Genomic DNA, 21407 nt, shown 5'->3' with positions numbered 1-21407 from the left:
TTAACCCTCCTTGACCAGGCCGAGATCGGTCAGCACGTTGCGGGTGGCGCTGTAGTAGCGCACGTACCCGGTGCAACGGCAGATGTGATGACCCAGGCTGTCCTCGATGACTTTTTCCAGCTGGCTTTTGACGATCGGCTGGCGTTGCAGTTTTTCCACCAGCACCGTCGCGGCGTTGACGAAGCCCGGCGCGCAGTAGCTGCACTGGAAGGCGAATTCGTCGACGAAGCGCTGCTGGATCGGGTTCAGTTCGGTGACCTTGCCCTGCTCGTCGCGGGTCGCATGGCCTTCGATAGTCCGTACTTTCTTGCCTTCGAAATAGTGCGCGCCAGTGATGCAGGTGCGCACTTCTTCGCTGGTGCCGTCCGGGTTGTCGACGATCACCACGCAGGCGTGGCAAATGCCCTGACCGCAGCCGAGGCGTGAGCCGGTGAGGTTCTTGTATTCGTGCAGGTAGTCGATCATCGGCAGGTCAGCAGGGATGTCCACCGGGCCGACGGATTGACCGTTGAGGGTCAGTTGAAGCGGACGGTTAGCCATTGAGGGCCTCCTTGATGCGTGCAGAAGTGATAGGCAGGTCGCGGACACGTTTACCGATGGCATGGGCCACGGCGTTGCCGATGGCGCCGACCACCGGGATCATCACCACTTCGGCGATGCCTTTGGACGGGTCGCTTGGTGACAATGGCGGCAGGATTTCCGCGGTCTGTTTCCACACCGCGACGTGGCGCGCCATCGGCAAGCGATAGCGGTTAAAGTTCCAGTCACCCTCCCCCGGCCCACCTTCGTACAGCGGCATTTCTTCCATCAGCGCATGGCCGATGCCCATGGCGATGCCGCCTTCGAGCTGGCCCTTGACCAGTTCCGGCACCAGCACCCGACCGCACTCGACCCACGAGTGGTGGTTGAGCACCGACACTTCGTTCGAACCCTTGTTGACCTTCACTTCCACCAGCGTCGCGACCGGGCTGTAGTACGTGACTGCCGCGTTGTTCAACTGGGTCGCCGGGTAGGCGATGTTCTGCCGATCCAGCAAATGGAAACCGGCGCTGTTCATCTGCGCCTTCTTCGCGTTCGGTGCACCGTCGCCGTACTTCACGGCCAGGCCATCGAGCGGCAAGCGTTCACGCACGCCATCGATGCTGAACTCGGCCTCGGCCCAGCTCCAACGGTTGAAGCCGTGAACCGTGGCGCCAGTGACCAGACCGCGCTCGTGGGCGCGCTTGGCCAGCACCGCAAACGGCAAAGGCTCCATACCGTTGGCGGTGAGTTTGCCATCGACCCAATGGGCGTCTTCACGGCGCACCACGTAAGGGTTGGCCTGGCCGCCGAATGGGCCTTGGCGCCAGATCTCCATCGCTGCCGGCCACAAGCCGTGGTTGAACAGCACGCGTGCCGCTTCACGGGTGGCGTGGCTGAAGTAGTACGCCGAGTTGGTCGCGGATGAGGCCGAAGCGACCTTGCCGACCCAACGCGGATTACGCAGGAAGTTGTCCTGCTCGGCCTGGCTCATGATGTACGGGTTGCCGCCGCTGATCAGCTGCAACTCTTTCCATTCGGTTTCGCCGGTCTTCACTTCATGCGCCGGGTTGCCGAGGAAATCGGCCACCACCATCGCTTGGGACGTGGACATGCCGGTGCCGATTTCGATGCCGATGTGGCGCAGGGTGATGCGACCGTCAGCGGTGTATTCGATACTCGCCATCGGCGCTTCGGAACCGGTGCCGAAGTCTTTCTGGCAGATGGCGAAACCGATGCCGTACCAGTTATCCGGGTCGGCGGCTTCGCGTTGTTTCTTGATCGCGGCGCGGTTTTTCCAGGTGTCGTGAACGGCCGCTTTATCGAGAATCTCGTGCAGACGCAAGGCACCGGCAGGCACCGCGCCCTGGGTGTTTTTCATGCCCGAACGCAGCGCGTTCTTGCGGCGTAATTCAATGGCATCGACACCGAGGCGATCAGCGATTTCGTCGACCATCATCTCGGTGGACGCCATGCTTTGCAGGGTGCCGTAGCCACGCATTGACCCGGCCTCAACGGCGCGGGAGTGATAAGCCGTCACCTGCAAATCGTTCTGCGGCATGTAGTAGATCGACTGCGCCGCCGTGGCGCCCACCGCTGCCACAGACGGGCTGTAGTTGACCCGGCCGCCACCGTCGACGCTCATCTCGGCGCGGAAAATCTTGAAGCTGTGATCGGTCTTGTCCACCGCCAGTTGGTAGCGGATATCGAACGGGTGACGCTTGATGCCGCTCTGGAACTGTTCATAGCGGTCATTCGCCAGACGCACCGGCACACCGGCGCCGTACAACGCTGCAAGGGCGGCGTAGTAGACAAAAATGTTGTGGTCTTTCGAGCCGTAACCGACGGTGTAACCCGGGTGCATGTTCAGGTTGGCCAGGCCGAAACGCGACGGCGCGATCATCTTCGCGGTCTCGGTCGCGGTTTCCAGCGGGCACTGCGTGGCGACGACAAAATGCAGAGTCTTCGTGGCCGGGTCGTACCAGCCGTTGCCGTTGTCCGGTTCCATCGCGGCCGGCTCGATCGACGGTGTTTTGTAGCGCTCGTCGAACACCAGCCAGTTGTCCGGCGGCGTGTCGATTTGCTGCTTCATGCGCTCGGCATAGAACAAGCCGCGCTCGGTCAGGTTGCCGTGCAGGTTGGGCTGGGAGTTCCACACCGGACGCCGGTTTTTCAGCATCGGAAACAGGATCGAATCCTTGAGGCTGGCAAATTCATCTTCGTCGGCCGAGGTCGGGCCGCCGACGCGCACGTAGCGGAAGCTGCCGTACGGGTCGCCTTCGTAGAACGGCGCTTTCTCGCCGTAGCGGATTGCCTTGTCATTGAATTTGAGTTGGGCCTTGGCCTGGCGGAAACGCTCGAAGTCGTTCCAGATCAGGATCGCCACTGGATGACCGATGAACATCGGCACCTTGCCGGCCGGCAGCAGCGGATCAGGCGCGTGCTCTTCCGGGAAGACGATCCCGTCCTTGATCAGGTCGTCGGCGGTGACGATGCGGTCCGGCTGCAATTCGGCACCGAGCCACGACAGGTCGTAGCCATCGTAGATTCGGTCAGCCTTGATGGTTTTCAGCAGCATGGCGTGGCCTTGCTGCTGCGGCCAGCCCGGCATGTCCTTGGCGCGGATGTCGCGAGCAAACACTTTGCTGCCGCAGACCTTGGACAAGGCATCGTTACGGGCGCGCGCCTTGCCGTTGTTGCCGAGCCATTGCTCGGACGGCACGGTCACGCTGTTTTCCATCAAGGCTGCCAGCGCCTGGCTGCTCAATGGTGTGAGCGTCACGCTCACACCCGCTACCAGCCCGCCCTGAAGGAACGAGCGCCGGGATATATCACGGTTGGACATGGATCATCCTCTGGGCGGTTATGGGGTCCGCCCTTCTGGTTATCTACTGGGAATCTCGAGTCTTGCAGAAGCCCCTTTTGACGATGCAAAGGGCTGTGATGACAGTGCAAAGCTGACCGAAAGGTTAACTTTAAAGGTTTATGCGCTCGCGGAAAACAAAAAACTGACCTGAAAATCAAAAAACCGCGGCTTTTCGACGCAGCAGATCGATGAACAATCCCAGCTCGCGACTTATGTGCTCACCTTTGCGCAACAGCAGCCCAAACGGCGCCAGTTGCACATCCAGCTCCACCGGAAGCGCCACCACCAGCCCCATTTTAAGGTAGTCGCGCAATGCGGTTTCCGACAGGACCATGATCGCGTCGGTCAGTTGAATCAGCTGCTGCATCGAATACACCGAGCCGCATTCGATGATGTCTGCCGGCAACGGCAAGGCCAGGCGCTGCAGGGCTTGATCCAGGCCGATGCGCGCCGGGCTGGTTTCCGGTTGCAGAATCCACGGCCAGCCGTTGACCAGTTCTGCCATTTCCAGCTTCTTGCGCCTGGCCAGCGGGTGGCCAGCGTGTACCACCACCAGCAAGCGTTCGTTGCCCAATTGTTCGAAGACGTAATGCTCGCTGTCGGTGGCGGCATTGCGCCGCGCGATGGCGAGGTCGATGCGGCCCTGCTCCAGCAACTGGATCACCTGATCGCTGGTGTCGCCCATGATGCGAATTCGCAATTGCGGATTGAGTGATTTGATCTCGGCAATCGAATCCATCACCAGATCCGGCGCCGCGCCCATGATGGTGCCGATCGACAGGTAGCCGTAGCCACCCTGCTGCCGCGCCATCAGGTCTTCGGCGCAACGGTCGAGACCGCTGAGCGCCGACTCGGCAAAACGAATCAACTCCTGACCCAGCGCCGTCGGTCGCATCCCGCGCGGCAAACGTTCGAACAGGTCGCAGCCAAACATGTCTTCAATTTCATGGAGCATGCGGGTGGCAGCCGGTTGCGACATGTTCAAGCTTTGCGAAGCACGGTGCAGGTTCTGGCTGGTGCTGAGCGTCACCAGCATGTGCAGATGTTTGTAGCGCAGGCGATTGAGCAGGCTGCGGGAGATGGTTGGCGTGGACATGGCGGGCCTTTGTTATCGATACCCTGAAGGTATCAGTTGTGAGCTAGATTCGATTTGTAACGCATCGATCAGCGGCCGTACAGTCTTCCCCATAAGAACAAATGCCCTACCAAAGGAAAACTGCGATGAAGACTCTACCCGCGCCTCTGCTCGCCAAAATTTCCTGGCGGCTGCTCCCGTTTCTCCTGCTGATGTACATCATGGCCTTCCTCGACCGCGCCAACGTCGGGTTCGCCAAGCAAGCCTTCCAGGCCGACACCCATATCAGTGACGCCGCCTTCGCCTTCGGTGCCGGGGTGTTCTTCGTCGGTTACGCGCTGCTCGAAGTGCCGAGCAACCTGATTCTGCACCGCGTCGGCGCCCGTCTGTGGATGTGCCGGATCATGGTCACCTGGGGCCTGGTCTCCGCGGCCATGGTCTTCGCCCACACCGAAACCAGCTTCTACATCCTGCGTTTTTTGCTGGGGGTGGCCGAAGCCGGATTCTTCCCCGGCGTGATCCTTTACCTCACCTACTGGTTCCCCAGCGCCGTGCGCGGCAAAGCCATGGGCTTCTTCTATTTCGGTGCGCCGCTGGCGTTCATCTTCGGCAGCCCGCTGTCCGGCCTGCTGCTGGAGCTGGACGGTTTTGCAGGCTTCCATGGCTGGCAATGGCTGTTCGCCGTTGAAGGCTTGATGGCCACGGCGGTCGGCATCTGGGCCTATTGGTACCTGGACAATCGCCCGGCCGATGCCAAGTGGCTGACCGTCGAGGAACGCCAGCAAGTGCAGAGCCTGCTCGATCAGGAAGACAGCCATAAACAGAACCACGGCCGCAGCCTGCTCAACGTGATTTGCCAGCCTTCGGTGTTGTACCTGTGCCTCATTTATCTGCTCATCCAGGCGAGCGTCTACGGCGTGGTGTTTTACCTGCCAAGCCAGGTTGGCGGACTGCTCGGCACCAAAGTCGGCTTGATGGTCGGACTGGTCACCGCAATTCCATGGATTTGCGCATTGATCGCCGCCTACCTGATTCCCGGCTACAGCGATCGCACCGGTGAACGTCGGCGCACCGCAAGCCTGACCTTGCTCATGGCCGCCGCCGGGATCGCCTGCTCGGTGACCTTCAGCAATCCGCTGCTGGGCATCATTGCCCTGTGCTTCGCCGCCTCCGGGTTCATCGCCGTGCAACCGGTGTTCTGGACCTTCCCCTCCAGCTACCTCGCCGGCAGCGCCGCCGCAGCCGGAATTGCCCTGATCAACTCGTTCGGCGCCCTCGGTGGCTTCATCGCCCCGGTGCTGAAGAACTGGGCCGAAGGCGCCTTCCATTCCCCGGCAGCCGGTTTGTACGTGCTGTCCGCTACGACCGTCATCGCCGCGTTGCTGGTGCTGGGCGTCCGTGCGCCCGGCCATAAAGCCTCGAACAAACCGGCCACCGTTTAAACCTGACCGCCGTTTAACAAAAGGAATCACACCATGGGCATTCCAACCATCAAACACGTTCGCGCTTTCACCCTGCGTGGCGGCGGCGCGGATTATCACGATCAGGCGGACGGCCACTGGATCGACGATCACATCGCTACCCCGATGAGCAAATACCCGGAGTACCGCCAGAGCCGCCGCACCTTCGGCATCAACGTGCTCGGTACGCTGGTGGTAGAGATTGAAGCCAGTGACGGCACCGTTGGTTTTGCCGTGACCACCGGCGGCGAGCCTGCCGCCTACATTGTCGAGAAACACCTGGCGCGGTTCCTTGAAGGCGCCCGCGTCACCGACATCGAAAAGATCTGGGACCAGATGTACCAGTCGACCCTGTATTACGGGCGCAAGGGCATCGTCATCAACACCCTCTCCGGCGTTGACCTGGCGCTGTGGGACTTGCTCGGCAAGATCCGCCAGGAACCGGTGCATCAATTACTCGGCGGCGCAGTGCGCGACGAACTGCAGTTCTACGCCACCGGCGCCCGTCCGGACTTGGCGCAGAAAATGGGCTTCATCGGCGGCAAGATGCCGCTGCACCACGGCCCCGCCGAAGGCGAAGAAGGCCTGCGCAAGAACCTCGAAGAACTGGCGACCATGCGTGAACGGGTCGGCCCGGACTTCTGGCTGATGCTTGATTGCTGGATGAGCCTGGACCTCAACTACGCCACCAAACTGGCGGTCGGTGCCCACGAACATGGCTTGAAGTGGATCGAAGAAGCCCTGCCGCCAGACGATTACTGGGGCTACGCGGCCCTGCGCAACAACGTACCGAAAGGCATGCTGGTGACCACCGGCGAACACGAAGCCACGCGCTGGGGCTTCCGCATGCTGCTGGAAATGGGCTGCTGCGACATCATACAGCCAGACGTCGGCTGGTGCGGTGGCCTCACCGAACTGGTGAAAATCTCGGCCCTGGCCGATGCCCATAACGCTTTGGTCATCCCCCACGGTTCGTCGGTGTACAGCTACCACTTCGTCGCCACCCGGCATAACAGCCCGTTCGCCGAATTCTTGATGATGGCGCCGAAGGCTGACGAAGTGGTGCCGATGTTCCATCCCCAACTGCTCGGCGAACCGGTGCCGGTCAATGGCCGCATGCGCCTGTCGGCGCTCGACCAGCCCGGTTTCGGCGTAACACTCAACCCCGAATGCCAACTGCATCGGCCGTACAGCCGCTGAGAAAGGAGCTCGTGATGATCATGCCGAACAACGCTTTCAAAGCCGCGCTGAAAAAACCGGCGACCCAATATGGCATCTGGGCCGGATTCGCCACCGGCTACGCCGCCGAAATCGTCGCCACCACCGGTTACGACTGGATGCTGATCGATGGCGAGCACGCACCGAACACCGTGCCCGGCGTACTCGCGCAATTGCAGGCCGTGGCGCCCTACTCCACTGCGCCGATCGTGCGCGCGGTGAATGGCGACGCCAATCTGATCAAGCAACTGTTGGATATCGGCGCGCAGACGCTGATGATCCCGATGGTCGAAACCGCCGAACAGGCCAAGGCATTGGTCCGCGCGATGCGCTACCCGCCCCACGGGATTCGCGGTGTCGGCGGCGGCCTGACCCGCGCCACGCGTTGGGATGGCGTGCCCGATTACCTCAATACCGCCCATGAACAGTTGTGCCTGATCGTACAGGTGGAATCGCGCATCGGCGTGGAAAACGTCGAAGCGATTGCCGCCGTCGAGGGTGTGGATGCGGTGTTTATCGGCCCGGCGGATTTGTCGATTGGCCTGGGTCATGCCGGCAATCCTGGTCATCCGGAAGTTCAGGAACGCATTCAACACGCCGTGAACGCCACGCTCGCGGCGGGCAAGGCCTGCGGGATTCTCGCTCCCAACGAAGAAGATGCCCGTCGCTACCAAGGCTGGGGTTGCCAGTTCATTGCAGTCGCCATCGACATCAGCCTGCTACGCCAGAGCGCCATGGCCACCCTCGCCCGCTACCGCGAACCCGCCAGCACACAAGCGCCGTCACGCACTTACTGATCTGCCAAGGAGTCGTCCCATGCCGTCCGTGCCTGTTTACGAAAACTTCATCAACGGCCAGTTCGTGGCCAGCGCTGCCCACCTCGATGTGATCAACCCGGCCACCGGAGGCATGTTGTCGAAAGTCCCCGCTTCGACCGCCGAAGACGTCGAACGCGCGCTCTCTGCTGCCCGAGCGGCGCAGAAGGATTGGGCACGCAAAGCGGCAAATGACCGCGCCGGTTACTTGCGCCGTATCGCCGCCAAACTGCGTGAAAACGTACCGCACCTGGCGCGCACCATTACGCTGGAGCAAGGCAAGATCAGCGGTCTGGCCGAAGTCGAAGTCAACTTCACCGCTGACTACCTCGACTACATGGCCGAGTGGGCGCGGCGCATCGAAGGCGAAATCATCACCAGCGACCGCCAGAACGAAAACATCTTCCTGTTCCGCAAACCGTTGGGCGTAGTGGCCGGGATTCTGCCGTGGAATTTCCCGTTCTTCCTGATCGCTCGCAAGATGGCCCCGGCGCTGCTGACCGGCAACACCATCGTCATCAAGCCCAGCGAAGAGACGCCAAACAACTGCTTCGAATTCGCCCGTTTGGTGGCCGAAACCGATTTGCCGCCCGGCGTGTTCAACGTGGTCTGCGGTGACGGCCAGGTTGGCGCGGCACTCAGCGGGCACAAGGGCGTGGACATGATCAGCTTCACCGGCAGCGTCGACACCGGTTCGCGAATCATGGCTGCCGCCGCACCGAACATCACCAAGCTCAATCTGGAACTGGGCGGCAAGGCCCCGGCCATTGTGCTGGCGGACGCTGATCTGGATCTCGCCGTCAAAGCCATTCGCGATTCGCGGATCATCAACAGCGGTCAGGTGTGCAATTGCGCCGAGCGGGTGTACGTCGAGCGCAAAGTGGCGGATCAATTCATCGAGCGCATCGCAGCGACGATGAGCGCGACCCGCTATGGCGACCCGATTGCGCAGTCCGATGTGGAAATGGGTCCGCTGATCAACCGCCAGGGACTGGACAGCGTCAACCGTAAAGTCCGCACGGCATTGAGCCAGGGCGCGAGCCTGATCAGCGGTGGGCAAATTGCCGACCTGCCGAATGGCTTCCACTTCCAACCTACGGTGCTTGCCGGTTGCCGCGCCGACATGGAGATCATGCGCGAAGAGATTTTCGGCCCGGTGCTGCCGATCCAGATCATCGATGACCTCGACGAAGCCATCGCCCTGGCCAACGACTGCGACTATGGCCTGACTTCATCGATCTACACCCGCGACCTGAACAAAACCCTGCACGCCATGCGCGAGCTGGATTTTGGCGAAACCTACGTCAACCGCGAGAACTTCGAAGCCATGCAAGGCTTCCATGCCGGCGTGCGTAAATCGGGGATTGGCGGTGCGGATGGCAAGCATGGGTTGTACGAGTACACCCATACGCATGCGGTTTATTTGCAAGGCTGAATATTTGGCGGTGCTGTTTAGACCGCTATCGCGAGCAGGCTCACTCTTACAGGGACTTGTGTTGTCCACGCAAATCCCCTGTAGGAGTGAGCCTGCTCGCGATGGCGCCAGACCAGTCAACACGATGACATCAGAAATCCACAGTCGCCGAAAGCAAATAGGTCCGCGGCGTCGAGAGCGTCAACCCCGGCTCGCTGTCATCCGAAGCCCCCGCCGAACTCCAGTAGCGCTTGTCCGCCACGTTCTCGACATTCGCCCGCACGGTGATGGTCTTTTCATCAACCCTGAACGCATACCGCGCGCCCACGTCGAACCGCTCCCACGAATCGATTTCCTTGTTGTTGGACTGATCCAGATACTGCGAACTGGAATAGATACCGCGACTGGTCAGGGTCAAGCCTTGCACGTTAGGCACGTCCCACTCGGCGCCCAGATTGACGTTGTACTTCGGCGTGGCCGGTGCGCGGTTGCCGTCGAAAGTGCCGTTGGTGGTGTCGGTCAATTCGCTGTCGATGTACATCACACCGCCAAGCAGGCGGAAACCCTTGAGCGGTTCGCCAAACACGCTCAACTCCACACCATCATTCTGACGTTTGCCATTCGGGCCGAAGACCCGCGTCGTGGCATTGGTCTCGTAGGCCGGCTGCTTGATCCGGAACACGGCGGCGGTGAGCGCGAACACACCGGCGTCGTACTTGGCACCGACCTCGACCTGGCGACTGATGAATGGAGGAAAAATCTCGTCCTCGTTCACCGACGTCGACGGCGCGATCTTGCCCTGGCTCAGACCTTCCATGTAGTTGGCGTACAGCGACAATTGGTCGGTCGCCTTGAACAGGATGCCACCCGATGGCGAGAATTTTTCCTCGTCGTAGGCAGTCTCGCCTTTGACGTCATCCGACCAGTCGTCGACCTTGACCCGCTGCCAGCGGCCGCCGAGGGTCAGCAGCAAGCGATCCTCGAAGAAACCCAGCGTGTCGGACAACGCCACGCTGCTGAAGCGGTTTTCGGTGTAGACCTCTGGATCGAAACGCGTCGGGCGGACAGGTGTAGGTGTTTCCCGAGGGTTGTAGAGGTTGCTGGGGGCGGCCGCATAACGGGCGCCGCCATTTTCGAAGTCCATGTAGAAGTAGCTGGCCGCCAGGTTGACCTGATGGCTCACCGGACCGGTATGAAACCAGTTGCGCACGCCTGCCGTGGCCGTGCGGACATTTTCGTCGCGGGTGAAATCACGCGGCAGAACGCTGAAATCGCCAGCATCATTGGTGATCGAAACGGCATGCCGAAGAAAATCATGATTACTTTTACGCGCGCCCACACCGCCGTACAGCATGACTGAATCGCTAACATCGAACTCGCCGTTCAGCGTGCCGAAGGTGTCCGTGGTCCGTGCCTGACTCCAGGGCTGAGCATAGTTGTCACGGACATCGTTGGCATTCGGCACCTTCGCGTTGGCGCCAATCTGCACGCGCTCCTGCGGGGCATCGGTATCGCGCTCGGTGTGGCCGATGTCGGTCGACAGGCGCAGGCGCTCACCGCGAAAATCCAGGCCCAGCACGGCCATTTCACGGTCGACGCTCTGGTGATCCCATTCGGTGTCGCCGGACTGTTTCACGCCGTTGAAGCGAATGCCGAACATGTCGCCTTCGCCAAAGCGCCGACCAACATCCACGGCACCGCCGACCTGGTTGTTGGACGCGTAACTACCGGTGAACGAGGTGACGGGCTGGTCGGTCGCGCGCTTTGGCACCACGTTGATCCCACCACCCACGCTGCCTCGCGGCGAGATGCCGTTGATGAGCTGGCTCGGGCCTTTGAGGATATCGACGCGATCGGCCATCTCCATGTCGATCGTATAGGTCGGCAGGATCCCGTACAGACCGTTGTAGGAAACATCGCTATTGAACAGGCTGAGCCCGCGAATGGTGAATTGCTCGTAACGCCCGCCCGCCGGGTTGGTGGCACGAACCGAAGGATCGCTGGCAACCAAGTCGCCCAAGGTGCGGGCCTGCTGGTTTTTCACCGTCTCGCTGGTGTAGGTGGTCATGCTGAACGGCGTTTCCATGAAGTCTTGCGAGCCCAGCAAGCCTTGCGACCCGCGACGCGCAACCTGGCCACCGGCATACGGATCGCCATGTTCGGAATCAACGGCACCGAGAATCGAAGTCGCGCCCAATTGCAGGCTGGCACCGCTTGGCGCCGGAATCAGGATGTACGCCTGCTCACCCACCGGCTGCAGTTGCAGTCCGGAATTTTGCAACAGGCGCGCAAAGCCCTCCTCTACCCCGAAGTCGCCGGACAGACCGGCACTGCTGCGACCACTGACCAGCGCGGGATCGACCGACAGGTTGACTCCGGCCAAACCCGCAAACCGCGTCAACGCATCGCTCAGGCTGCCGGCGGGCACCTGATAACTGCGGCGGGCGGCATCTTCGGCCCAGCTGTTGGTCATGAAAAACGGGCTGGCACTCAGGCTCAGCAACAGGCTCAGGCGCAACAATGGGCGCAGACCGGAAGACGTCGGGCGCGAACAGCAAGGCTTTACTGCGGGCATTGAAAAAACTCTCTTGTGCGTTCAGTTGCCTTGAATGACAAGCGAGTGGAAAAAAGGGGACACGCTTCAGACAACTTTTTTGCGCGGCAGCAACGTCACCCAGTAACGGGTACGCGTTTGCACCTCCAACGGCAGGCTGACTGCAAGCAACGCGAGAATGCGATCGGTGTCATCGAGGCGAAAACTGCCGGTGACGCGCAGCGCTTCGAGTTCCGGTTCCCAACGCAGGACACCCGGTCGATAGGTATCAAGTTCACGCAGGAAATCCCCCAGCGGCTGGTTGTTCGCCATCAACACGCCTTCACGCCAGCCAGGTTGCAGCACATCAAAGGCTTGCACCGCACCAGCGCCTGCCGCTTGCAGGTTGACCTGCTGACCCGCACGCAGCGTCAGTGCCGGGGCCTGCAACGGCTGCAACTGCACGGCGCCGTCGAACACCGAAACCCGGCATCCGCGATTGTCCTGACGCACGCAAACTTCGCTTTGGCTGACGATCACCTGGCCGAAGCGGGTCTGGACCGTCAATGGCGAGAGACCCGACACCTTCAGCGACATTTCGCCCTCCACCAGCTTCACCCGGCGATTCGACAACTCCACGTCGACGGCGCTGGCGGTATTCAGTTGCAGGGAGCTGCCATCCGCAAGTTGCACTTGTTTGCGCTCGCCAGTGGCGGTGTGCAGATCGGCACGCCAGACGTCCATGGGCAATTGCCGGCTGATCAGCCAGGCTGCGGGCACCAACGCCACGGCGCCCAAGGCACGCTTGAGCACCACGCGCCGCCCGGGATCGGGACGGTCGAGACTGCTCAGGGCCAACGCTGAAGGCAGGTCGGCAAAACGCTGACGCAAGGCTTGCGCCTTTTGCCAGGCCTGCTCATGGCTGGCCGCCGTATCGCGCCAGCGCTGCAAGTTCGCGCGATCCTGCTCGGTGGCACCACCGGATTCGAGCAACGCCAGCCATTGCGCAGCCGCTCGTACCACTTGACGGGCATCGGGCGCGGCGCTGTTCACAGTGCCACCAGCAGGCAATGTTCGTAGGCTTGTGCCATGTAGCGCTTGATCGTGCGTTCGGAGACTGACAGGCGCTCGGCGATTTGCTGGTAGCTCAGGCCTTCAAGCTGACTCCAGAGAAATGCCCGTCGTACTGCTCGCGGCAATCCATCGAGCAATTCGTCCAGGGCTTGCAGGGTTTCCAGTAATAACCAGCGCTGTTCCGGGGACGGCACGCAGTCTTCGGGTAACGATGCTAGGGCATTCAGATAAGCCTGCTCGAGACTGCGTCGTTTGTAGAAATTGCTCAGCAGGCGCTTGCCCACTGTCATTAAATAGGCACGGGGCTCTTGCAAATCCGCAATTCGTTGAGAACTGGCAAGCAAACGCAAAAACGTGTCCTGACTGAGATCCGCCGCATCGCAGGCGTTGCCCATGCGTCGCCTTAGCCAGCTCTCAAGCCAGCCACGGTGATCGCGGTACAGGTCGTGAAGGGTTTGCTCCTTCGGCATCGCTGCATCACTCATCTCAAGAAGCCCTGTGCCAAGGAGTCGTAAATGAGAGTGATTCTAATTAATATCGCCGCGACGAACCAAGTGCTTTATGCACCGCGAGTGCAGAAAGATTGGACGTTAAGAGCAAAAGAGAAGAAAAAGACAAATTTCAGACACAAAAAACCCCGGTCTTTCGACCAGGGTCTTTGCTATCGACTCGAAGTAAACCAGTGGCTTTCTTCGTAGCTCCGAGGCGTTCAGTAGGCCTCAGTGCAGATATGGCGCAGCGGACGGGACTCGAACCCGCGACCCCCGGCGTGACAGGCCGGTATTCTAACCGACTGAACTACCGCTGCGTATCGCTTTGGACTTTCGCCCAAGTAACTCGTGTGATTGAAAGCTTCGGTGCTTTTCAATCGCGAACCAGATCAAATTCTGCTTCGTAAATAATGGCGCAGCGGACGGGACTCGAACCCGCGACCCCCGGCGTGACAGGCCGGTATTCTAACCGACTGAACTACCGCTGCGCGTCGGTGGAGGCATTTCAGCTTCCTTCTTGCTTTCGCAAGTTTCTCGGGAGTGGTGGGTGATGACGGGATCGAACCGCCGACATTCTGCTTGTAAGGCAGACGCTCTCCCAGCTGAGCTAATCACCCGTTTGCATCTCCGAGGCCGCGAAATTTACGCAGGTAGCGAACCTAAGTCAATAGCAGGATTGAAGTTTTTCTGAAAAAGACAAAATCGTTTCAATCCGGACAATGTCGCCAACAGTCAGACCGCTGGAGTTACTCGCTGTAAATCATCTTCTTGGTCATGCCACCGTCCACCACGAACTCCTGCCCCGTGACAAAACCGGCATTCTTCGACAGCAACCAGGCCACCATCGCCGCCACATCCTCCACCGTCCCTACCCTGCCCGCCGGATGCTGGGCATGATCAGCATCGGTCAGCGGCTCGGCACGACGCGCTGAAGGGTCGCGTGCATCGATCCAGCCCGGGCTGACCGCATTGACGCGAATTTCCGGGCCAAGACTGATGGCCAATGCGTGAGTCAGGGCCAACAGACCGCCTTTGCTCGCCGCATACGCCTCGGTATCAGGTTCCGATTGCCCGGCACGGGTCGAGGCCAGATTGACGATCGACCCGTTGTGAGCGCGAAGGTAAGGCGCACAGTGCTTGGCCAATAACATCGGCCCACTGAGATTCACCGCCAACACCCGATTCCAGTAAGCCAGATCGAGGCTTTCCAGAGTGATGTTGTGCGGATCGGCTACCGCCGCATTGCACACCAACGCATCCAGGCGCCCGAATTGCCCCAGCACCTCGGCAACACCCAGAGCCACCTGCCCTTCATTCGAAACGTCCATGGCGATGAACCAGGCGTTGTCGCCAAGCACCTTCGCCACTTTCGAACCGCGCTCACGATCCAGGTCTGTCAGCACGACTTGCCAGCCCTCGCTGATAAGCCAGGCCGCAATCCCCAATCCAATGCCCCGCGCAGCACCAGTTACCAGTGCAACGCGACCATTGGAAGGGGTTGGCCTAGACAGCTCGATCACAAGGCAGCCAACCCGCGCGCCAGGTCGGCTTGCAGGTCTGCCACATCTTCCAGGCCGACTGCAATGCGGATCAGGCTGTCACGAATGCCCGCCGCTTCACGCTCTTGCGGCGCCAGACGGCCGTGAGAGGTGGTGCTCGGGTGAGTGATGGTGGTTTTGCTATCGCCCAGGTTGGCGGTGATCGAAATCAGGCGCGTTGCATCGATAAAGCGCCAGGCGCCCTCTTTGCCACCCTTCACTTCGAAGCTCACCACTGCCCCGAAACCCTTCTGCTGACGCAGGGCCAGTTCGTGTTGCGGGTGGCTCTTGAGGCCGGCGTAATGAACCTTCTCGATGCCATCCTGTTGCTCCAGCCACTCAGCCAGTTGCTGGGCGTTGGCGCAGTGCGCCTTCATCCGCAGGTTCAGGGTTTCCAGGCCCTTGAGGAAGATCCAGGCGTTGAACGGGCTCAGGGTCGGTCCGGCGGTGCGCAGGAAACCGACCACTTCTTTCATCTGCTCGCTGCGACCGGCGACGACACCGCCCATGCAACGGCCCTGGCCGTCGATGAACTTGGTCGCCGAATGCACGACGATGTCCGCGCCCATTTTCAGCGGCTGCTGCAACGCAGGGGTGCAGAAGCAGTTGTCGACCACCAGCATCGCACCTTTGGCATGAGCGATTTTCGCCAGTTCGGCGATGTCGACCAACTCGGCCAGCGGGTTGGATGGCGACTCGACGAACAGCAATTTGGTGTTGGCCTTGATCGCCGCATCCCAGCCGGACAAGTCCGCCAGGGCCACGTAATCGACTTCGATGCCGAAACGCTTGAAGTACTTCTCGAACAGGCTGATGGTCGAGCCGAACACGCTGCGCGACACCAATACGTGATCACCGGCGCTGCACAGGCTCATCACCACTGCCATGATCGCAGCCATGCCGGTTGCGGTGGCCACGGCTTGCTCGGCGCTTTCCAGGGCGGCAATGCGCTCTTCGAAGGCGCGCACGGTCGGGTTGGTGTAGCGCGAGTAGACGTTGCCCGGCACTTCTCCGGCAAAACGCGCGGCGGCGTCGGCAGCGGTGCGGAATACGTAGCTGGACGTGAAGAACATCGGATCACCGTGTTCGCCTTCCGGCGTACGGTGCTGACCGGCACGTACGGCCAGGGTATCGAACGCTACGCCTTCGAGGTCGCTGTCCAACCGACCGGCATCCCAATCCTGACTCATGCTGTCACTCCTTTCCCTAATTCTCGTAAATAAAAAGCCGGATACAAAACCGGCCCCTCAGGGCCGGTAGAAACTCAGTTGTTGTACAGGTCGATGATCGCGCTGACTGCCTGCGTCTTGACCTTGGAGGCATCGTTGCGTGCCTGCTCGATCTTGTTCAGGTAAGCCTCGTCGACGTCGCCGGTGACGTACTGGCCGTCGAACACCGCGCAATCGAACTTATCGATCTTGATCTTGCCGCCACCGACCGCTTCGATCAAGTCGGGCAAGTCCTGATAGATCAGCCAGTCTGCGCCGATCAGGTCGGCAACGTCCTGGGTCGAACGGTTGTGGGCGATCAGTTCGTGGGCGCTCGGCATGTCGATGCCGTAGACGTTCGGGAAACGCACGGCTGGCGCTGCGGAACAGAAATAGACGTTCTTGGCGCCCGCCTCACGTGCCATCTGGATGATTTGCTTGCAGGTGGTGCCGCGAACGATGGAGTCGTCCACCAGCATCACGTTCTTGCCGCGGAATTCCAGCTCGATGGCGTTGAGCTTCTGGCGTACGGATTTTTTCCGTGCGGCCTGGCCCGGCATGATGAAGGTCCGGCCGATGTAGCGGTTCTTCACGAAGCCTTCGCGGAACTTCACGCCCAGGTGGTTCGCCAACTCCAGGGCCGCGGTGCGGCTGGTGTCCGGGATCGGGATGACCACATCGATGTCGTGCTCAGGACGCTCGCGCAGGATCTTCTCGGCGAGCTTCTCGCCCATGCGCAGACGGGCCTTGTACACCGAAACGCCGTCGATGATCGAGTCCGGACGTGCCAGGTAGACGTGTTCGAAGATGCACGGGGTCAGGGACGGGTTGGTCGCGCACTGACGGGTGTGCAGCTTGCCGTCTTCAGTGATGTAGACCGCTTCGCCCGGTGCCAGGTCGCGAATCAGGGTGAAGCCGAGCACGTCCAGGGACACACTTTCGGACGCGATCATGTATTCGACGCCTTCGTCGGTGTGACGCTGGCCGAACACGATCGGGCGGATGCCGTGCGGATCGCGGAAACCGACGATGCCGTAACCGGTCACCATCGCCACAACGGCGTAACCACCGACACAACGGTTATGCACGTCGGTGACGGCGGCAAACACATCTTCTTCGGTTGGCTGCAATTTGCCGCGCTGGGCCAGCTCGTGCGCGAACACGTTGAGCAGAACTTCCGAGTCGGAGCTGGTGTTGACGTGGCGCAGGTCAGATTCGTAAATCTCCTTGGCCAGCTGTTCAACGTTGGTCAGGTTACCGTTGTGCGCCAGGGTGATGCCGTAAGGCGAGTTGACGTAAAACGGTTGAGCTTCGGCCGAGGTCGAGCTGCCCGCGGTCGGATAGCGCACATGGCCAATGCCCATGTGGCCGACCAGGCGCTGCATGTGACGCTGCTGGAACACGTCACGCACCAGGCCATTGTCCTTGCGCAGGAATAACCGGCCATCATGGCTGGTCACGATACCGGCAGCGTCCTGGCCGCGGTGCTGGAGGACGGTTAGCGCGTCATACAGCGCCTGATTGACGTTCGACTTACCGACGATACCGACGATGCCACACATGCGACGCAACCCCTACTTAATGGATCTGAACTGAACACAACTCACTGAGGCGTTTTGGCCATCGGCAAGAGGTGCTCCTTGAACGGTATTTCAGCGGGTACGCTGATACCGCTGGCAAGCCACTGACTGCTCCACCCGAGAATCAGGTTTTTGGACCAATCGGCGACCAATAGAAATTTTGGCACGAGTTGCGACTGCTGCCACCACTCGTCCTGCTGTACCGGCCCCAGGCTCAACAGCCCGACCGCCACGACCACCAGCAACACGCCACGCGCGGCGCCGAAGGCCATGCCGAGGAATCGATCGGTCCCGGACAACCCGGTGACGCGTACCAATTCGCCGATAAGATAATTGACCATTGCGCCTACGATTAACGTGGCGACAAACATTATTGCGCAGCCCGCGATCACGCGCGCCGATGGCGTTTCGATATATCCGCCGAGGTACTCGGACAATGAGCCACCGAACATCCAGGCAACGGCTCCTGCGATGATCCAGGTCACCAGCGACAGTGCTTCTTTGACGAAGCCGCGGCTCAGACTGATCAATGCGGAGATAGCGACGATTGCAACGATCGCCCAGTCAACCCAGGTAAATGGCACAGTGCAACCTACAGACGGATAAGGCGGCGCATTTTAGCAGAGCCCATGCTTATCGGTAAGCTGCGATTGTCAGTGCATTTCAAATCGGTGCGATAGATTTAGCCGCGCTCTGGCTGAAAACGCACCACAAACCCCTTGAGGTTCTGCTGGCGGTTCAACAAGTCACGCAGGCGATCGGCTTCGGCTCGCTCGATCAGTGGCCCCACAAACACCCGATTCTTGCCGTCGGCGGTACGGATATAGGCGTTGTAACCCTGGCTGCGCAGGGTTTTCTGCAACTTTTCCGCACTTTCCCGGTTGGCCAGGCTGGCCAGTTGCACCGACCAACTCACCGAGAGGCCATTGGCATCGACGCGGCTTTGCGTGGTGTCCGGTTTGCCCGGAGCCGCGGTAATCGGCTGGGACGGCGCGGTCGCAGGTTTTGCCGCGAGCGCCGGCACCGGTGCCGGAGCAGGAGGCGGTGTGACCGGTTTTGCGGTTGGCGCAGGTACGACGGGCGCAACGGGCACTGCTTGCTGGGCGATTTCGTCATCGCTCGGTACGGGTTCCTGAGGCAAGGCTTGCGGCTCAGGCACCACCACCGGCTCAACCTGCACTTGCGGCATCGCCGGTGCTTGCGGTGCAGCCGGGGCTTCGACCGTTATCTGGCGCTGCTCATCCTGGCGGGAGAACAGCATCGGCAGGAAAATCACGGCCAGCGCCACCAGAACCAGGGCGCCGACCATGCGCTGTTTGTAGGCTTTATCCAGCAATGCCATTTGCCGCTTCCTCCGTGGAGCGCCGGGCCAGCCATTCCAGGGCCTCGGCGACACAATAAAATGATCCGAACAACAGAATTTCGTCGTCGCTCGTCGCCAGCGCGCTCTGCCCTTCCAGAGCGGCGGCCACGCTGTCATAAGACGTTACTGAAGCACCGCGTTTGTGCAGCGCTTCCTGCAAATCGTTAACCGGCCGAGCACGCGGCGAATCCAGCGGTGCGACGGCCCAGTGCTCGACACTAGCACTCAATTCGTCAACAACACCATCCAGATCCTTGTCCGCCAGCAACCCGAACACCGCCAAGCGCTTGCCGACCGATGGACGACTGGCCAGACGCCGCGCCAGATACTCTGCCGCATGGGGGTTGTGCCCCACATCCAGCAACAGATTCAGGCGCTTACCCTGCCAGTTGAACTGCCGACGATCGAGGCGACCGACCACGCGCGTCGCTTGCAACGCCTGGATAATCTGCGCATCCACCCAAGGCAGACCGAGCAGCAGATAGGCTTGCAAGGCCAGTGCGGCGTTTTCCATCGGCAGATCGAGCAATGGCAGATCGCGCAGTTCGACCACACGACCCTGAGCGTCAAGACCGCGCCATTGCCAGTTGTGATCGGTGACTCCAAGATCGAAATCGCGCCCACGCAGGAAAAACGGGCAATTGAGCTCGCGCGCTTTGTCCAGCAAGGGTTGCGGTGGATTCAGGTCGCCACAGAGCGCAGGGGCGCCCTGGCGGAAGATGCCGGCCTTCTCGAAGGCCACGGACTCGCGGGTATCACCCAGGTAGTCCGCGTGATCGACACCGATGCTGGTGACCAGCGCCATGTCGGCGTCGACCACGTTGACCGTGTCCAGACGCCCGCCCAGACCGACTTCCAGCACCACGGCATCAAGTGCAGACTGTTGAAACAGCCAGAACGCCGCCAGGGTGCCCATTTCGAAGTAAGTCAGGGAAGTGTCGCCACGACCGGCCTCGACCGCGGCGAAGGCCTGGCACAGCTCGGCGTCAGTGGCTTCGATGCCATTGACTTGCACCCGCTCGTTGTAGCGCAGCAGGTGCGGGGAATTGTAGACACCCACTTTCAGGCCCTGGGCCCGCAGCAATGAAGCCACGAAGGCACAGGTAGAACCCTTGCCGTTGGTGCCGGTGACCGTGATCACCCGAGGCGCCGGCTTGCCCAGTCCCATGCGGGACGCTACCTGTTGCGAGCGCTCAAGGCCCATGTCGATGGCCGAAGGGTGCAACTGCTCAAGGTAGGCGAGCCACTCGCCAAGGGTACGTTGGGTCATATGTTGGCAGGCACCGGCGGAACGACGATCGGTTCGATTGGCGCAGCGACGAATTTCGGCGTCGGCAGGCCCATCATTTGTGCCAGCAGGTTGCCCAGGCGCGGACGCAGTTCCTGACGATGAACGATCATGTCGATCGCGCCGTGCTCCAGCAGGAACTCGCTGCGCTGGAAGCCTTCCGGCAGTTTTTCACGCACGGTCTGCTCGATCACGCGCGGACCGGCAAAACCGATCAGGGCTTTCGGCTCGCCGACGATCACGTCGCCGAGCATCGCCAGACTGGCGGAAACGCCACCGTAGACCGGGTCGGTCAGCACGGAGATGAACGGAATGCCTTCTTCACGCAGACGTGCCAGCACCGCGGAGGTCTTGGCCATTTGCATCAGGGAGATCAGCGCTTCCTGCATCCGCGCACCACCAGAGGCGGAAAAGCAGATCATCGGGCAACGTTTTTCCAGCGCGTAGTTGGCGGCGCGCACGAAGCGCTCACCAACGATAGCGCCCATCGACCCACCCATGAAGGAGAATTCGAACGCCGAAACCACCACCGGCATGCCCAGCAGTGTACCGCTCATGGACACCAGTGCGTCTTTTTCGCCGGTCTGCTTTTGTGCAGCGGTCAGGCGATCCTTGTACTTCTTGCCGTCCCGGAATTTCAGACGGTCAACCGGCTCCAGGTCCGCGCCCAGCTCGGTACGGCCTTCGACGTCGAGGAAAATGTCGATACGGGCGCGTGCGCCGATACGCATGTGATGGTTGCACTTGGGGCAAACATCCAGGGTTTTTTCAAGCTCTGGACGATACAGCACAGCCTCGCAAGACGGGCATTTGTGCCAAAGACCTTCAGGCACCGAGCTCTTCTTGACCTCGGAACGCATGATCGAAGGGATCAGTTTGTCTACTAACCAGTTGCTCATGCTTTCTTTCTCCAGTACCGGCGGCCCGAACGCTCTGGTTCGCAGCCCCGCGTATGCCCTAGCGCT

The 21407-nt window shown here is 60.8% G+C and carries 18 protein-coding genes and 3 tRNA genes; 5 read left to right on the top strand and 16 right to left on the bottom strand.

From position 1 onward, the window contains the following. A complete protein-coding gene (locus ACNYC6_RS24385) occupies positions 1-540 on the bottom strand; it encodes a (2Fe-2S)-binding protein (protein ID WP_419709508.1) in 540 nt (179 codons plus the stop codon). After that, positions 533-3364, bottom strand: a complete 2832-nt coding sequence (locus ACNYC6_RS24380) for a xanthine dehydrogenase family protein molybdopterin-binding subunit (protein WP_419709507.1) — start codon at positions 3362-3364, stop codon at positions 533-535. The genes ACNYC6_RS24385 and ACNYC6_RS24380 overlap by 8 nt, the downstream gene beginning before the upstream one ends. Here ACNYC6_RS24380 and ACNYC6_RS24375 point away from each other — a divergent pair. Further along, the gene (locus ACNYC6_RS24375) at positions 3363-3536 is read left to right on the top strand and encodes a hypothetical protein (RefSeq protein ID WP_419709506.1); all 174 of its coding nucleotides are present in this window, start codon (positions 3363-3365) and stop codon (positions 3534-3536) included. The genes ACNYC6_RS24380 and ACNYC6_RS24375 overlap by 2 nt on opposite strands. Before the next feature lie 3 nt (positions 3537-3539). Here ACNYC6_RS24375 and ACNYC6_RS24370 read toward each other — a convergent pair whose 3' ends face one another. Continuing rightward, on the bottom strand, positions 3540-4481 hold the full coding sequence (locus ACNYC6_RS24370; RefSeq protein WP_419709505.1) for a LysR family transcriptional regulator: 942 nt from the start codon (positions 4479-4481) through the stop codon (positions 3540-3542). A gap of 125 nt (positions 4482-4606) precedes the next feature. Here ACNYC6_RS24370 and ACNYC6_RS24365 point away from each other — a divergent pair, with 125 nt between their 5' ends. The 4 genes from ACNYC6_RS24365 to aldA are packed head-to-tail and all read left to right on the top strand — an operon-like array spanning position 4607 to position 9388. After that, positions 4607-5902 carry an MFS transporter gene (locus tag ACNYC6_RS24365; RefSeq protein ID WP_419709504.1) on the top strand — a complete coding sequence of 432 codons (1296 nt, stop codon included), beginning with the start codon at positions 4607-4609 and terminating at the stop codon, positions 5900-5902. 33 nt (positions 5903-5935) lie between these two features. Next, positions 5936-7120 carry an L-rhamnonate dehydratase gene (rhmD, locus tag ACNYC6_RS24360; RefSeq protein ID WP_419709503.1) on the top strand — a complete coding sequence of 395 codons (1185 nt, stop codon included), beginning with the start codon at positions 5936-5938 and terminating at the stop codon, positions 7118-7120. A 14-nt stretch (positions 7121-7134) separates the two neighbouring features. Next, positions 7135-7935, top strand: coding sequence for an aldolase/citrate lyase family protein (locus tag ACNYC6_RS24355; RefSeq protein ID WP_419709502.1), 801 nt, complete (start codon positions 7135-7137; stop codon positions 7933-7935). 19 nt (positions 7936-7954) lie between these two features. Next, entirely contained in the window at positions 7955-9388 is a 1434-nt protein-coding gene (gene aldA, locus ACNYC6_RS24350) for an aldehyde dehydrogenase (protein WP_419709501.1), read from the top strand. A 130-nt stretch (positions 9389-9518) separates the two neighbouring features. On the opposite strand, the gene ACNYC6_RS24345 is transcribed toward aldA, so the two are convergent. The 13 genes from ACNYC6_RS24345 to accD all read right to left on the bottom strand — a co-directional run bounded on the left by ACNYC6_RS24345 (position 9519) and on the right by accD (position 21341). Continuing rightward, entirely contained in the window at positions 9519-11942 is a 2424-nt protein-coding gene (locus tag ACNYC6_RS24345; RefSeq protein WP_419709500.1) for a TonB-dependent siderophore receptor, read from the bottom strand. A 66-nt stretch (positions 11943-12008) separates the two neighbouring features. Next, a complete protein-coding gene (locus ACNYC6_RS24340) occupies positions 12009-12953 on the bottom strand; it encodes a FecR domain-containing protein (RefSeq protein WP_419709499.1) in 945 nt (314 codons plus the stop codon). Next, positions 12950-13459 carry a sigma-70 family RNA polymerase sigma factor gene (locus tag ACNYC6_RS24335; protein ID WP_419709498.1) on the bottom strand — a complete coding sequence of 170 codons (510 nt, stop codon included), beginning with the start codon at positions 13457-13459 and terminating at the stop codon, positions 12950-12952. Before ACNYC6_RS24335 ends, ACNYC6_RS24340 begins: the two co-directional genes overlap by 4 nt. 246 nt (positions 13460-13705) lie before the next feature. Then, positions 13706-13782, bottom strand: a tRNA-Asp gene (locus ACNYC6_RS24330). A gap of 94 nt (positions 13783-13876) precedes the next feature. Next, a tRNA-Asp gene (locus ACNYC6_RS24325) sits at positions 13877-13953 on the bottom strand. A gap of 53 nt (positions 13954-14006) precedes the next feature. After that, positions 14007-14082 (bottom strand) — tRNA-Val (locus tag ACNYC6_RS24320). 129 nt (positions 14083-14211) lie between these two features. Then, the gene (locus ACNYC6_RS24315; RefSeq protein ID WP_419709497.1) at positions 14212-14985 is read right to left on the bottom strand and encodes an SDR family oxidoreductase; all 774 of its coding nucleotides are present in this window, start codon (positions 14983-14985) and stop codon (positions 14212-14214) included. After that, on the bottom strand, positions 14982-16193 hold the full coding sequence (locus tag ACNYC6_RS24310) for an O-succinylhomoserine sulfhydrylase (RefSeq protein WP_130930812.1): 1212 nt from the start codon (positions 16191-16193) through the stop codon (positions 14982-14984). The genes ACNYC6_RS24315 and ACNYC6_RS24310 overlap by 4 nt, the downstream gene beginning before the upstream one ends. 74 nt (positions 16194-16267) lie before the next feature. Continuing rightward, positions 16268-17773, bottom strand: coding sequence for an amidophosphoribosyltransferase (gene purF / locus ACNYC6_RS24305; protein WP_338585814.1), 1506 nt, complete (start codon positions 17771-17773; stop codon positions 16268-16270). A 41-nt stretch (positions 17774-17814) separates the two neighbouring features. Next, positions 17815-18375 carry a CvpA family protein gene (locus ACNYC6_RS24300; protein WP_419709496.1) on the bottom strand — a complete coding sequence of 187 codons (561 nt, stop codon included), beginning with the start codon at positions 18373-18375 and terminating at the stop codon, positions 17815-17817. Between the two features lie 98 nt (positions 18376-18473). Then, positions 18474-19133 carry an SPOR domain-containing protein gene (locus tag ACNYC6_RS24295; protein ID WP_419709495.1) on the bottom strand — a complete coding sequence of 220 codons (660 nt, stop codon included), beginning with the start codon at positions 19131-19133 and terminating at the stop codon, positions 18474-18476. Next, a complete protein-coding gene (gene folC / locus ACNYC6_RS24290) occupies positions 19117-20424 on the bottom strand; it encodes a bifunctional tetrahydrofolate synthase/dihydrofolate synthase (RefSeq protein ID WP_419709494.1) in 1308 nt (435 codons plus the stop codon). The genes ACNYC6_RS24295 and folC overlap by 17 nt, the downstream gene beginning before the upstream one ends. Continuing rightward, entirely contained in the window at positions 20421-21341 is a 921-nt protein-coding gene (gene accD / locus ACNYC6_RS24285) for an acetyl-CoA carboxylase, carboxyltransferase subunit beta (protein WP_217872859.1), read from the bottom strand. The genes folC and accD overlap by 4 nt, the downstream gene beginning before the upstream one ends. Positions 21342-21407: the final 66 nt, after the last annotated feature.

Origin of the sequence: Pseudomonas sp. NFX224 (assembly GCF_048565165.1) — a bacterium.
Taxonomy (GTDB): domain Bacteria; phylum Pseudomonadota; class Gammaproteobacteria; order Pseudomonadales; family Pseudomonadaceae; genus Aquipseudomonas.
Note: the sequence above shows the minus strand (reverse complement) of the source record. Positions and strands in the feature narration are given on the sequence as shown.

Coding starts and splice junctions, on each gene's coding strand:
- ACNYC6_RS24385 (WP_419709508.1), bottom strand. CDS start 540: ATGGCTAACCGTCCGCTTCAACTGACCCTCAACGGTCAATCCGTCGGC.
- ACNYC6_RS24375 (WP_419709506.1), top strand. CDS start 3,363: ATGGATCATCCTCTGGGCGGTTATGGGGTCCGCCCTTCTGGTTATCTA.
- ACNYC6_RS24380 (WP_419709507.1), bottom strand. CDS start 3,364: ATGTCCAACCGTGATATATCCCGGCGCTCGTTCCTTCAGGGCGGGCTG.
- ACNYC6_RS24370 (WP_419709505.1), bottom strand. CDS start 4,481: ATGTCCACGCCAACCATCTCCCGCAGCCTGCTCAATCGCCTGCGCTAC.
- ACNYC6_RS24365 (WP_419709504.1), top strand. CDS start 4,607: ATGAAGACTCTACCCGCGCCTCTGCTCGCCAAAATTTCCTGGCGGCTG.
- rhmD (WP_419709503.1), top strand. CDS start 5,936: ATGGGCATTCCAACCATCAAACACGTTCGCGCTTTCACCCTGCGTGGC.
- ACNYC6_RS24355 (WP_419709502.1), top strand. CDS start 7,135: ATGATCATGCCGAACAACGCTTTCAAAGCCGCGCTGAAAAAACCGGCG.
- aldA (WP_419709501.1), top strand. CDS start 7,955: ATGCCGTCCGTGCCTGTTTACGAAAACTTCATCAACGGCCAGTTCGTG.
- ACNYC6_RS24345 (WP_419709500.1), bottom strand. CDS start 11,942: ATGCCCGCAGTAAAGCCTTGCTGTTCGCGCCCGACGTCTTCCGGTCTG.
- ACNYC6_RS24335 (WP_419709498.1), bottom strand. CDS start 13,459: ATGAGTGATGCAGCGATGCCGAAGGAGCAAACCCTTCACGACCTGTAC.
- ACNYC6_RS24310 (WP_130930812.1), bottom strand. CDS start 16,193: ATGAGTCAGGATTGGGATGCCGGTCGGTTGGACAGCGACCTCGAAGGC.
- purF (WP_338585814.1), bottom strand. CDS start 17,773: ATGTGTGGCATCGTCGGTATCGTCGGTAAGTCGAACGTCAATCAGGCG.
- ACNYC6_RS24295 (WP_419709495.1), bottom strand. CDS start 19,133: ATGGCATTGCTGGATAAAGCCTACAAACAGCGCATGGTCGGCGCCCTG.
- folC (WP_419709494.1), bottom strand. CDS start 20,424: ATGACCCAACGTACCCTTGGCGAGTGGCTCGCCTACCTTGAGCAGTTG.
- accD (WP_217872859.1), bottom strand. CDS start 21,341: ATGAGCAACTGGTTAGTAGACAAACTGATCCCTTCGATCATGCGTTCC.